At 26.5% G+C, this 14236-nt stretch carries 9 protein-coding genes; 3 read left to right on the top strand and 6 right to left on the bottom strand.

Features of this window, described 5'->3' with window-relative positions; all coding sequences use genetic code 11:
• Nucleotides 1-845: 845 nt before the first annotated feature.
• Nucleotides 846-3503, bottom strand: coding sequence for an alanine--tRNA ligase (gene alaS, locus NLO413_RS04170; RefSeq protein WP_045809226.1), 2658 nt, complete (start codon nucleotides 3501-3503; stop codon nucleotides 846-848).
• 796 nt (nucleotides 3504-4299) lie between these two features.
• Here alaS and pstC point away from each other — a divergent pair.
• The 3 genes from pstC to NLO413_RS04155 all read left to right on the top strand — a co-directional run bounded on the left by pstC (nucleotide 4300) and on the right by NLO413_RS04155 (nucleotide 7605).
• A complete protein-coding gene (pstC, locus tag NLO413_RS04165; protein WP_045809225.1) occupies nucleotides 4300-5400 on the top strand; it encodes a phosphate ABC transporter permease subunit PstC in 1101 nt (366 codons plus the stop codon).
• A gap of 7 nt (nucleotides 5401-5407) precedes the next feature.
• Nucleotides 5408-6208, top strand: a complete 801-nt coding sequence (locus NLO413_RS04160) for a type I glutamate--ammonia ligase (RefSeq protein ID WP_045809224.1) — start codon at nucleotides 5408-5410, stop codon at nucleotides 6206-6208.
• Between the two features lie 908 nt (nucleotides 6209-7116).
• On the top strand, nucleotides 7117-7605 hold the full coding sequence (locus NLO413_RS04155; protein WP_045809223.1) for an RNA pyrophosphohydrolase: 489 nt from the start codon (nucleotides 7117-7119) through the stop codon (nucleotides 7603-7605).
• A 107-nt stretch (nucleotides 7606-7712) separates the two neighbouring features.
• Here NLO413_RS04155 and NLO413_RS04150 read toward each other — a convergent pair whose 3' ends face one another.
• From NLO413_RS04150 to NLO413_RS04130, 5 genes are all read right to left on the bottom strand, one after another.
• The gene (locus tag NLO413_RS04150) at nucleotides 7713-8516 is read right to left on the bottom strand and encodes an MBL fold metallo-hydrolase (RefSeq protein ID WP_045809222.1); all 804 of its coding nucleotides are present in this window, start codon (nucleotides 8514-8516) and stop codon (nucleotides 7713-7715) included.
• A gap of 667 nt (nucleotides 8517-9183) precedes the next feature.
• Nucleotides 9184-9699 carry a hypothetical protein gene (locus NLO413_RS04145; RefSeq protein WP_052690399.1) on the bottom strand — a complete coding sequence of 172 codons (516 nt, stop codon included), beginning with the start codon at nucleotides 9697-9699 and terminating at the stop codon, nucleotides 9184-9186.
• Nucleotides 9677-10300 (bottom strand): hypothetical protein, encoded by a 624-nt coding sequence (locus tag NLO413_RS04140; RefSeq protein WP_045809221.1) that lies wholly within the window; start codon nucleotides 10298-10300, stop codon nucleotides 9677-9679. The genes NLO413_RS04145 and NLO413_RS04140 overlap by 23 nt, the downstream gene beginning before the upstream one ends.
• Before the next feature lie 10 nt (nucleotides 10301-10310).
• Nucleotides 10311-11744 (bottom strand): hypothetical protein, encoded by a 1434-nt coding sequence (locus NLO413_RS04135; RefSeq protein WP_052690398.1) that lies wholly within the window; start codon nucleotides 11742-11744, stop codon nucleotides 10311-10313.
• Between the two features lie 284 nt (nucleotides 11745-12028).
• Nucleotides 12029-14209, bottom strand: a complete 2181-nt coding sequence (locus tag NLO413_RS04130) for a hypothetical protein (protein ID WP_045809220.1) — start codon at nucleotides 14207-14209, stop codon at nucleotides 12029-12031.
• Nucleotides 14210-14236 lie beyond the last annotated feature (27 nt).

Here is a 14236-nt window from a genome sequence, read left to right as displayed (position 1 = left end):
AAATTATATAGCTTTTACAAATAAGTTAATGCTTTAAGAAAATTCCTTAATTCTTAACAATATTTCTAAAAATCAGTAACATCATATTAGCAACATATAATTTAACTTTTATATCTTTAAATAAATTATCATTCATAACTAATTTACACTATGTTAAAGTTTTAAAAACTCAATGTACAAAAATAAAAAACTATACTCTCTTATTATAAAAACTACATACATATTATTGAAAAATTGATATTTTTACTCTTTATAAATTTTTTAATTTATACTAAATATGCAAAACTGATATCAAAAAACACTAACAATTCTATCTTAAAAAATCGACATATATAACCAGTTTTTTAATAAACAACACGATTTTGTAAAACTTTATTACACATCATTAATTAAAAAACTATCGCTCAAGCTTATTATTTAATAAAAACCTTTTTTCATATAACATTACCACCAAATACTATAACTTTAAAACATTATCATAAATATCCCGCTTTTTTTATTCAAGAAAACTAATAATAAACATATCCAGTATCTAATCCTACAATAAAAAACCCTTAATAAAGATATTAAATATAGCAATATAAATATATTTAATTTACACACATTACATATTGACAATTTATTTAAAATAACATCCCATAAAATTACTTCTTATTTGCACTTGTACGTATAAACCTGAGCATGCACCTCTCACAAACTTATATTTTTTTATACTTAATTAATGCTAACATTCTTACTTTTTTATATAATTGTAATTCAAAATCAAATTTTTTGTGTTCACAACTTTCTGTACAAATCTAACTATTATCACATACCAGTTTAATATTTAAAATATCTAACTTATATTATGCATTATCTATCAAAATCTTGCTAATTTCATTTTGTATCATTAACATAGCTTCTTCTGTATAACCAATATCAATGCTCGCTTGCAATAAATGTGCGTTACCCCCTCCCTTACCATTAAAAGTATTAAATATTGTAAGAAATTTTAAAGCACTTAATTTATCCTTTAAATCTTCACCTACACTTATCACAAATAAAGCTTTATTGTTAATCTTTGTAGATACAGCTACAATTAAATTTGTACTTTTAATACCAACAACAAACTTTTTAATAATATCAACAGGAATATTATTAAAAATAGCATAACATAGTTTATTATTCCCTAATACCAATGTTTTTAATTGTTGTTCAATAATGTGACAATAAGTTTTATATAGAGTTTTCGTAATCTTCTGTTTTTCCTGACTAAGCTTTTCTATTTGACCTATAACTTGATTAAAAGGAATACACAAATAGTCAGATATTTTACATAAAATCTCATCTCTATCCCGCAAATAATCTATTGCTGCTTGTCCAGTAACCGCTTCTATTCTTCTCACTCCAAAAGCAATACTAGATTCAGAAACTATTTTAAATAATCCTATCTCACCAGTATACCGCACATGAGTTCCACAACATAGCTCCTTTGAATCTCCAATACTCACAATCCTAACATTATCATTATTATATTTTTCACCAAACAATGCAACAGCACCTTTTGCATTTGCATCATCAAAGGTACTAAAATCTATAATTGTAGAATAATTTTCACGAATAAGGTCATTAACTTTATCTTCCACCAAGTCAATTTGCTCACGCGTTAATGCAGATGAACAATTAAAATCAAATCTTAGTTTTTCTGCAGTCACCAATGATCCCTTTTGAATTACACATTGATCAATAATTAACTTCAAAGCATAATGTAATAAATGTGTTGCAGAATGATTAGATTGCAATTTTTTTCTCCTCTTGCCGTCTACTTCCGCATACACAATATCACCTACTGATAAGATCCCATTTCGTACAACACACTTATGGACATGCAAAGAATTTAACACTTTTTTTGTATCTAAGACCTCAATAACACTATATTGAAGACTCAAATCAGATCCATTCCTTAAAGTTACAGTTAAGACTCCTCTATCTCCTTGTTGGCCACCAGCCTCAGCATAAAAAGGTGTATTATTCAATAATACATCTATTGCCTTGTCTTTATCGATTGATTTCATCATATAATTATCACACACTATAGCCAACACACTAGCACTAGAACCTAGAGTGTCATACCCAACAAATTTTGTTTCCTTATATTTATTAAGGAGTTCAAACCACACGTTTCCTACTGACTCATTTTCAGAGTTTAACCAATACTCACGAGATCTATTTTTTTGTATTTGCATATTATGATAGAAGCCTTCCTGATCAAATTTTAGTTTTTTTTCTCTTACAACATCTAAAGTAATATCCAAAGGAAATCCATACGTATCATATAACTTAAATGCTATATCTCCTGATAAAGTATCACCCGGTGATAAAAATGATATCTCCTTTGTAAGTAATAACAATCCTCTACGTAACGTATCAAAAAAACCCTCTTCTTCTAACTTTAATACTGAAATAATTAAATCTTGTGCTCGTATTAATTCTGGATAAACGTCTCCCATATAACCTGCGCTATTTTTATCTAATATTATAGGTACTACTTTATGCATTAAGGCATCTTTACATCCCAATTGATAAGCATATCTAGCAGCTCTTCTAATAATACGCCGTAAAATATAACTCCTACCATCATTACCTGGTGTTATCCCTTCTGATATTAAAAATGCCGCAGATCGTACATGATCTGCTATAACTCTATGTGCTAATTGATTCGTAGAATTATCAGAGTACTCTTTTGATGCTTCAATTAATGCTTTAAACATATCTATATCATAATTATCTTTTACACCTTGCATAACTGCAGTAATTCTTTCAAGACCCATACCAGTATCTATACATTTTCTTGGTAAAATGTGTAAATCATCGCTATTATCATCTCTATTATACTGCATAAATACCAAGTTCCATATCTCAGTAAATCTACCATTACCCTCATTACATGTTCCAGGTAACCCACCTTCAATATCATCACCGTAATCATAAAAAATTTCTGAGCAAGGCCCACAAGGCCCTACATTCCCCATGCTCCAAAAATTATCACTAGTACTAATTTTTATAATTCTATCATCACTACAACCACTCACTTTTTTCCAACATTTAAAAGCTTCATCATCGCTGTGATATACAGTAAAATATAGTCTATCTTTTTCCAAGCATAATTCTTGCGTAATAAACTTCCATGCTAATTCTATAGCTTTCTCTTTAAAGTAGCCTCCAAAACTAAAATTACCCAACATTTCAAAGAATGTGTGATGCCTATTAGTATGTCCCACATTTTCAAAATCATTATGTTTACCTCCAACTCTTAAGCACTTTTGACTTGAAGCAGCCATTTTTACATCTACATCTTGAATAGAAGTAAATAATTTCTTAAATGGAACCATACCTGCATTTGTAAATAATAATGACGGATCGTCCTTTGTCATTAACGATGAAGATGGAAAAATTTTATGATCATGCTTAGCAAAAAAATCTATAAACTTTTTTCTGATATTGCTAATTGAACTATTATGCATAATATTAAAACAACGTATAATTTTACTAATAAGTATTAGTATATAAAAATATATTGACTAAATATACCACTATTAATAATATTAGTACCCTAGTTTTACTTTTTATGCAAAATGATTACTTTTTATATACTAAGTAAGAATCTTGCAACCCGATTAAAGAATTTATAAATTTTTCCAGACATCAATTATGTTACATAAACAACACAAAAAATTTATTAGATATTATTGTTAGAAATCTTATACAATTGTACCTGCCTTAAACATGATAACAATTACCCCTCCAACATATAGATCAATAACTACAACAATTTAGTAAAAAACACCCTTACAGCCTTTACTACTAACCTATTAACTACTACAACTAATATTCAATAAACACATTACATAATTACCTATTTATAATGATGAAAATAACTGTGTTTTATCATGATAGCCATTGCCATTTATAATAATGCAATAAAAAATCGTTTATACACTCAGTAGTACGTTACTAAATTACAGCAGATTCATCTTAGACAAGATCTCACCTTATACTTCCAAAAAGCAATACTTAAATAATACACAACTTTATTATAAGTATAAGATACGTCATTAAAGATATTACTGTAAAAAATATATCACTTACCTAAATTACAATAGTCATTTGTATCTTTATAATCCAATACACATTCTCTAAATTAAATACTGTTTATTCTAACCATCATAATAACATTTAAAAATAATGTACAACTTCACCAATAAGCATTAACATATAAAAATATACTGATAAAAAATATTACTAGTATTGTTTTCAAACATGATAATAGCTATTTTCCTTTTTTCCATATTACTAGTTAGTAATTATTACAAAAATCAATTTTTTATTGAAGACAAATTTTTGTATACTGCTTCACTAAACACCATTTTTTCACTTTTTATCAGCTGCGTACTGTATCTGCAAGGATTTAGTATCCTATCATCTATAGCTACTTTTATAATATTTGTTTCAACGTTAATAATATTACACATAGATAAAAAATTTAAATGTTTAAAATTAATTATATTTTTATCCACCATACTATCTTTTATTACAGTAGTATGTATAGTAGTATGTCTTATGTACAAATCAAAATTATTTTTCAGCAAAGTACCTTTATCTGAATTCTTATTTGGTACAATATGGAATCCAGATTCAGAAATCATTGACAATAAACTTGCAGGTTCATTTGGCATATTACCATTACTAAGTGGTACACTATTAATCGTAATTTTATCTATGACAATTGCACTACCTTTAGGACTGCTATCTGCAATATATATAAGTGAATATGCAAGTAAACGTATCCGCTATACTTTTAACACAGCACTAGAAATATTATGTGGTATTCCCACAGTTGTGTATGGATACTTTGCAGTAGTATTTTTATCTCCATTTATAAGAACTATTGCTAAATTTTGCAATTTGAATGCTCACTCAGAAAATGCGCTAGTTGCTGGCTTATCAGTAGGTATAATGTTGTTACCATTTATCACTTTACTTCTTGAGAATGCTATACGTTCTGTACCAAAAATTTTAAGATACGGATCGATGGCATTAGGAGCAACCAGGGCAGAAACTATATGGCATATTATCATTCCATACGCATTGCCATCTATTATTAGTTCTATCATGTTATCAATTTCAAGAGTTATTGGAGAAACAATGATTGTTCTAATGGCTGCTGGTATTACAGCACATTTAACTTTCAATCCTTTAAATTCTATTACAACAGTAACAGTACAAATCGCTACTATATTAACTGGAGATCAACACTTTAATAGCGTACAAACCTCTTCTGCATATGCATTAGCACTTACACTTTTTATAATAACCTGGGTATTAAATTCAATAGCAATTTACATTACAAAAAAAGCATAACTCTAATATGTTACATGAATTACTAAGCTATCTCATAAAAAAGTTAAAAATAATCCCTGAAATTGGAGTGGAATTAGAGTTTTATTTTAGCAAAATAGAAGAACATAACTTACAATCGCTTATAGATATAATATCCTCAAAAATTACCCAGCTATCCTGCCAAATAACTAAAGAAGCTCACCACTTCCAATATGAGATACAAACATATCACAGTAATAAGATTGAAAACTTGATCACTGATTTACTCATCGTCAAAGAAATTATACAAGAATACACAGCATCTTTTGGAGGAAAAGCCAATTTTTTTGCAAAACCATATTTAAATAAAGCTGGTAATGCGTTTCATATTCATGTTAACCTTTTAAATTTGCACAATGAAAATTTATTTTTTAACCATAACAATTGCATGAGTAATACTCTATTATATTGCATAGGAGGCCTATGTTCTTCTATAAAAAAGCATATGATTTTCTTTGCACCAAGAGCCGACTCTTATTTAAGATATATTCATGCTGATATTAATACACCTACTACAATAAGTTGGGGAGGTAATAACAGAAGTGTCGCTATAAGACTACCAAATATTACTAATAACTTATCAAAATGCAGAATAGAGCATAGGGTACCAGGAGCTGATTGTAATTATCAGAATACAGTCATTGCAATACTACAAGGTATAATACATGGAATTGAAAACAAAATTTTACCTATACCGAAAACTTACGGAATAGCTTCGGATCCTCAATATAAACTAGAAAAACTACCATTAAACCTTCAAGAAGCTACAGCACTAAATAAACAAAATTAGTGCCTGAACTCTTTAGTATATACATTTTTAAAGTAATACTTTTATTATTATAATAAAGTATACATACGTTTTATGTTGAACTTATATATTTTCATTTTTACAACAAAAATAACTCAATACTCAGACTAGTCAACATGCACAAAAAAATTAATCTAGCACAGTTAATATATTTTTTACAATTAACTTTAGGCTTGTGTATTTTTTACACCTTAGCCCCCAAGTAATCCAAAAATTGTTATTTAAAGTAATCATGCTTCTATAAGATTTACACTCAAAGTGCAAAACAGTATTTTAAGCAAGTTTATAAAAATATAAATTAATTTTATATACAATGCACATATAACTTTTGTTATCACAAACTTTTATTTAATCTTTTACAAATTTTACTTATTAAAAATTTACTACAAATAACTTATACTATACGTGCCATAATATATTACAGCTTTTAAAAAATAATATTGTATTTTAATATTAATTTAAAACTATTACTTTTATATTGTATATTTATAAAGTAACATTTTTCATTAATATACCATATATACATTGCATAATACAAAGCTACCATATATTTTTATCATACAGCAATACGCAACATATAAAAAATCACTCCTCTCAAAATTATTAGCTAGCAGCTTTTAATACATTTAAATTTATTTTGATTAGTGACACAAGAGTTTAATATTACTGTTAAAGTATTATTACCATATAACAGTAAAACAAGGTTATCATATATAACTTAAATTTACACATCGTTAACAAAAACCTTACGTTAAATTTGCATTACAATTTCACAATCCTACGCTAATTTACTATTAAAAATATACTTGAACATTCTTAATTAAAGAATATCATTTCTACACAAAAGCATTAGTATAATTCCATACAACAAAATATTGGGCATTAAAAAAATGTGTAACAAAGATAGAAAATATCGTCCATGTGTAGGGATAGTACTTACCAATAAAGAAGGAAAAGTTTTCGCAGGTCAAAGAATCGATACTAGCATAGATTCTTGGCAAATGCCTCAAGGAGGTATTAATTTTAATGAGTCTTACAAAAATGCAGCACTACGTGAACTATTAGAAGAGACAGGTATAAAAAATGCACATATTCTGTACACAAGTAAAACATGGTTATACTATAAAATACCTGACACTTTTAACAAAATTTATAAAAAGTTTTCAGGACAAAAACAAAGATGGGTCCTCATGAAATTTACAGGACAAGATTCAGAAATTAATATCAATTACTCTTCACAGCCAGAATTTAAATCATGGAACTGGCAAGATTTAGATAATATAGTAAATAATGTTATCTACTTTAAAAAAGAAGTATATCACAAAGTAGCAGAAGAATTTCTACCACATATATTAAAAATGCATAATATCAACAAGTAGTTATAATAGTTGACATTCTTAAACAGTAATTTGTATTAATAAAAATAACAGATTTACTGATATAGAAACTTGTAATCATAATAACCATATATTACCTACAAACAATACTAACAAGCTAGGCTCAATTTTAATCCATCATATGCTATAATAACTTTACTATCACCACCAACATGCTTGTCTACATACTCCTTAACATCTTTGTAGTCTATATCATGACTCATATGAGTCAAAACAACAATTTTAGGTTTTAAATCTTTTATCCACTCAATGCACAAATCTACATGCGCATGAGCATATGTCTCATTATATCGCAAACATCCTAGTACTAATATTTCTATGTTTTTCAATAACTCAAAAGATTTTTTAGGAAAAAATTTTACATCTGTACAATATGCTATTTTATCATTAAAAACAAACCCATTTGTTTCAACATCTCCATGAACCTGTTTTAAAGATATTATTTTACACTTCCCAATATAAAATACTTCATAAGGATATACAACATTCACTGTTAAGTAATAACATTTTTTCCAGGGGTTACTTGATCTGCTAGGAATAAATAGATAAGCATAGCTTGAAAGTAACATACACAAAGTATTAAAATCACTATATATTGGTATACACTTTGATTCATTCTTAGGAGCAAAAGCTTGTATTTCACCTATTCCTGCACAGTGATCAGAATGACAATGTGTAAACAAAACAGCATCTACAAAATCAACCTTATTGTTTAGTGCTTGCATACGCAAATCAGGAGAAGAATCTATCAAAAAATTTAAACCTTCATATTCAATCAATGCTGATGCTCTTGTTCTTTTATTGTATTGTACTTCAGACTGGCACACTTGACAAATACACCCTATAGATGGCACCCCCACTGATGAACCACATCCAAGAATTGTAATTTTCATAATTAAATTTAACCTTTATGGCTATCACAATATTACTTATTGTTCTATAAACAATCATATATAATATAAACGCTTTTAAATTAATGTATATATTCTCAAACTGCTTTTTACTATTCTGAACAATATAACCTACATATTGTTCTTATCTTTACAATAAGATACATTTAAAGCTTTTATAGTAATATACCCAACTTTTACTTATAATATTTAAATTATTATAAATTCCAATAACATGAAATTATAAAAATCGCTTCTAATAAAGTATTATATAGCTACAATATACACAATTTTTGTATTGCAGCTACCAAAAATACTGATTATCTATAACATAAGACTTTTTCTACTCCCTTACAAAAATACTTTTTATGTGGCCTTTATCTCAATATTCCTTAATATTGTTTCCTGCACTAATTTATTATATAATTATTTAGCATACAATATCATTACGTTTTCTTTATTTTACTTACAAAGTAAATTATATTTAATAAATTTTTACAAAAAAAATCTTCTAATATACATTGATCCAAAAAACTTTTTTATAGTATTTGCCAATACAATATTTTCTTTTAATTTTTTCACATTTTTAGTATATTTTTAAACTTATTATCACTGATACATAATATTAAACTATATTGACCTCATCTTTGACTGTTAATTCTAAACATTATTAATTTTTTATCATACGAAGTTTCTTCATAATATCTTCATCAAAAAAAATACTTTTTATTGAGTTAGCTTCTGCCTTTCTTTTTTCAAGCCCAGCTTTATACTCAACATCCTTAATATTTTCTTCGGTGAATTCTTTTCCCATATCAATCAACCCTCCATCCATGCTAGCATAAAACCTACATATTCTAGACTTTAAAACTTCAATTTGTTTCGTATTAATACTAGCATTCTTCGTAAAAATTTTAACTAAATAATCTGACATTATGTTAAGATTATCAGAAGACAAATAACACAATGATAATCCTGATAAATCTCTTTCGAGATACTTACATCCTTTTCTTCTAATTCCTAAAACTTCATATTCTAACTTATCTTCAACAAACTTTATAACACACTTATAAGGCTTACAAGTCTTTAAAGCATCAATTAACCCTACACAACTATTAGCTTTAGCTTGAAAATTATAACAAACAAACATTACCATAAATACACTAACTTTTATGATGTTGATCATGGTCTTTACTTGATATACTATACAAATCAAAAGCAACACTGCCATACACTGCAGGAACAAAATTTCCTGCAAGGTTATGTTCCATTATATTATGTGTAATTTCTTTGTTTTTTGTTAATTCTAAAGATTTAACAGTAATATAGCCAGGAATGTCATACTTTATAGTATGCATAAATAAAAAAACATTCTCATCTGTAATGGAGGAAAATTTTATCACTACATTACGTTTAACAACATCTATATATTGTTTTTTATAATTATTACTCACTAGTACTGGAGAAGATATACTAATTTGTGGGTTTAAAATATTATGTTTCACACATAAAGTATCAATTAATAATTCCAAATTACTAATATGTGATACACCATATACATTCGAATCTGATATTTCTTGCCATAAAACAAAATTATTATTAAGTTCCGTTTCATGATCATGTAATCTGGCTATCTCAAAATTTACTTCTTGAATCTCACCTTTAATACTATCAATACTCGATTTTATATGATAATTGTAATAACATGCGTAGCACCAAATACATAATAATAACAAAAATAATATACCATATGTTGTTAACTTTATATAAGAACTCCTTTTTAGCATATTTTCCTATTCAATTCATAAAATGAATGCTTACATATTGATTATTTGTGTGTTCATTGTGTACTAAAATATTAACTTTATAATCACTAAAGATGTTATAAGCAATAGTCTTTAAAGTTTCATAATGTATTAAAAAATCTTCTTTTAATTTAAATTCTAAATTCACCGTTATATTTACCTTCTGTTTTTCAGTAGTATTCCATGCAAAGTGATTAATACGAAAATATGAAGATTTTAGTTTGTTAAGTCTCATAACACCATCAAGTGAAAAAATATTAGTACCAGATAGCAATTTATACATATCTATCGTTTCATGCATCTCATTAATTCTTATAAAATCACAATCACTTCTCATACTATCAAATTTTGAAGTCAGTTTTTCTTTATGATGAAACAATTGAATTTTTTTCTTCAAATTAACACTAATATTAAAAATATATAAAACATTTAACACAAAAAGTAACACTGACATCCACATAAAAGAAGGTATTACATACTTGCATATTAATAAAGATTTATAAACCCGCTGTGTCTTTTTCGTATGAACTATATATAAAGAATTATACTGAAAAATAGCATATAATATTACAGTATCACAGTATACACTAATAATATTAGCAGATTCTTGAATCATTAGTACTTTTGCTAATTCGTAAGGCGTAAAAATATTAATATTTATTTTTTGAAAATCAAAAGCTAAAAGACTTGCCTTAATATCACTAGGAATAATAACATATAAGGTTATTTCAGTCTTATTTTGTAATCCAAATTTTAGAAGATATTGGATAGTGTTCTCTATTTCTTGATATATTTGTCCAGCAACAACATTAGACAGCAATTCATCTGCAGAAACAGTTATGGTATTAGTATAAATCAATTTATCATTGTCCAACACAATTTGTTGTAAATCATTTGTTTTAGTATACGCAATTAACATTGTCCATCTTCTTTTATGTCTATCGTGTATTTTTAATAAATAATTAGTCACATTTACTAATTCTATGGGAAATAATAATATTCCTTTGAAGTTATTTGAATATTCCAAAACTATATCAATTAAAGATTTAGACAATTCATCTTTAATTTTACATTCAACAAACATATAATACCAATTATTATCTTCTTTGCTAGGCTTAGATATTAAAAACGCAGATTTCACTTCATAATCATGCAAAGCATTGTCATAAGATTTCATGTTAATTAAAGACCTAACTACAAATCTACTCGCTGCAGGTATAGTTTGCCTTGTATATTTTTGATGAGTATAATTAAGTAGAAAGTATACAGGTAAATTTTTATGAGAAACAATTAATGATTTAATATCAAAAAAATTTGCATCATTCATTTCCTCAAAAAAATACTTATGCAATATTACGTTATTAACAATACTCAATATTACAGCACCATTATTTCCAAGAGAAATCACTATCTTATCGTTATACATAATGACTAAAAAATGACATAAATTTCTTGCTAACCTTATCACTAATAAGTTTCTCAACTTTTAGTTACATGTACTAGTATATAAAAAATTATTAACTAACAATTAACAACATTTCACATAAAAAATTACCATATAATATTAATACTAGACTCTCCCTATGATTTATCAGAAACATATAACTTTATACATATCTTGGCTACTTCTACCTTACAAAAATGCTTATATAAACGTATGAAATTTATACACAGTATTTTACAACACTAATTAAATTCTAAAAAGAATCCTTATAACAATTCCTCTGACAACCTATCAATAGCACTTTCAACATCAATGTAATATAGTTCTCTTCCTTCATTCATAGGAATATCATCCATATCAATTATTCTATGGTGACCTCTTTTATGTCTAACATACCTAAATACAACCATAAACGTTATAACAATTAAAAAAAATAAAGGTGCTGCTATACCTGCAGCTAATAATAGTGTATTATTAGGTTTTGATGTATCATTTCTTGAAATATTTTGTATTAAATCTTCTGCTTTTGCAGAGTTTAATATACTTGTTGAATTATTAAACGGCAGTAAAATGTTATTTTGATTACTTATGTTATGTGCTCTCTGCGTTTTTCTATAATGTAATTTTTCTTCATTATCTATATTTTTTTTAGTAACACCATTAACAGAAGTATTTTTAACATTTTTATTCATTAACAGTGAACCTGTAGAAGTCACAAAATTATTGAATGCAATAGTATCACTATGTGAAAAATCAACATCATTTTTAATCTTGATAACGTCTGTCACGTTATCACTTATTGAGTCATTATTATTAAATGTTACACTGTATTCCTGACTTGTTGTATCCGAAACAACTACATTATCCATTGATTCCATAGTTTTATTCAATGTAGAGGTATTAATAATCGTGTAATGCTTCACAGGATTTGTTACATTTGAAGTATCATTGTAAATTATAGGCATAATAGATACAGAAGAATTCTTTTGATCCATATAAACAGAAGTATCATTCTTATTATGATTACTATCATAATCTAAAGTAGGATCTTTATAATCCTCATATTCATGCATTATCATTTTTGTAGTAGCTTTTACAATTCCATCAATATCCATCACTGATGTAATGACAGAATTACTTAATATTTTGCTCTTTTTACTAAGCAAATCCTGTCCATCTATTATGCGATACAAATCAACAAAGCTATTAATACTATTGATATTTATGTTAAATACCATTATAGAGTTAATTTTTCCATGTAGTAAATCATCAGCATAAACTTTATATACAGTAATCTTACTATTAAAAATAACTGTAACAATTATATCATTATTTACATATTTAACATATAATGCATTAACATCTTCTTGAAAATTGGTTATATCATAAATAACACTTTGTGCAGCATCTCCATAGTTAGCAATAATAGCTAATTGTTTAGTAGTATGTGATAAATCTTTATTATATATATCTCCTATATATATAATATGTACATTATCACCAACATCAACGGACTTAACCAAGTTGATATGACTTTGCGGTATTTTAACTACATTGCTATCAATAATGCATCTATATTTACTAATTAAGCAGTCTTCTGATTGTTTAATACCCACATAGTTAATACTAGATCTATATATCTTAGAAAAAAATTTATAATTTTCCAAATAATTGCCAACATAGGTTACATTCAATTTACTACTATTAGAACTTAAAGATATAATAAGGTTATCTTCTTCCTTACCATTACTGTATCCTACAACTTTAAACAAGTAATAACTTCTCACATCGTTATTTCTACTTCGTGGCACAACCATTTCAAAATTATTATCTTTAATTTTCCACATCACATAAATTTTATCACCAATACCCGCTCTCTTATCTTTTAATGTTTTAGCAATTACAAAAAAATCTCCTTTATCATTCTGTCGTATAATAATAGGGTATTTATAAATAACTGATGAATTTTTTACATAACTATTAAGCTCTATTTTTCTGACATGAGAAAGTAACACACTATTGTTAACATCAAACTTATACATTTTTAAAAATAATGCATTCGCATTTTGTTGCATATGCAATTTTTTTTCAATAAATACACAAGCTAAAAATTCACTTTTGTTGTCAAACAATATCTCTGGAGAATAATTTTCAACACTTTTATCAATAGGCATATCATTGATTTTAAATGTATTAGTATTTCCATTAGGCAATTGTACTGTAATATATAAATCATTATTACTATGATCACTTACTAAATAATAAGCAGCAAAAATTATTTCCTCTTTTTCAAGAAAATAAACATTTTTAAAAGTTTTTATATTATCATTTGTGCTCTTGCTAATATTATCAAGCATTCTACTCATAATATTAAGCTTAATCTTTTGATCATCTACCAAATCAGAAACATTTTTCTGTCGTAATATTTTGTGATCTATATTTTTCATTATTAATAAACCTTAACTAATTAATAT

It is taken from the genome of Candidatus Neoehrlichia procyonis str. RAC413, assembly GCF_000964795.1.
GTDB lineage: Bacteria > Pseudomonadota > Alphaproteobacteria > Rickettsiales > Anaplasmataceae > Neoehrlichia > Neoehrlichia procyonis.
The sequence above is the reverse complement of the archived record's forward strand: the minus strand, read 5'-3'. Positions and strand labels throughout refer to the sequence as shown.

Bases quoted from the DNA above. Each gene is read 5' to 3' on its own strand.
- pstC (WP_045809225.1), top strand. From the start codon at position 4,300: ATGATAATAGCTATTTTCCTTTTTTCCATATTACTAGTTAGTAATTAT.
- NLO413_RS04135 (WP_052690398.1), bottom strand. From the start codon at position 11,744: ATGTATAACGATAAGATAGTGATTTCTCTTGGAAATAATGGTGCTGTA.
- NLO413_RS04145 (WP_052690399.1), bottom strand. From the start codon at position 9,699: ATGATCAACATCATAAAAGTTAGTGTATTTATGGTAATGTTTGTTTGT.
- NLO413_RS04155 (WP_045809223.1), top strand. From the start codon at position 7,117: ATGTGTAACAAAGATAGAAAATATCGTCCATGTGTAGGGATAGTACTT.
- NLO413_RS04160 (WP_045809224.1), top strand. From the start codon at position 5,408: ATGTTACATGAATTACTAAGCTATCTCATAAAAAAGTTAAAAATAATC.
- NLO413_RS04130 (WP_045809220.1), bottom strand. From the start codon at position 14,209: ATGAAAAATATAGATCACAAAATATTACGACAGAAAAATGTTTCTGAT.
- NLO413_RS04150 (WP_045809222.1), bottom strand. From the start codon at position 8,516: ATGAAAATTACAATTCTTGGATGTGGTTCATCAGTGGGGGTGCCATCT.
- NLO413_RS04140 (WP_045809221.1), bottom strand. From the start codon at position 10,300: ATGCTAAAAAGGAGTTCTTATATAAAGTTAACAACATATGGTATATTA.
- alaS (WP_045809226.1), bottom strand. From the start codon at position 3,503: ATGCATAATAGTTCAATTAGCAATATCAGAAAAAAGTTTATAGATTTT.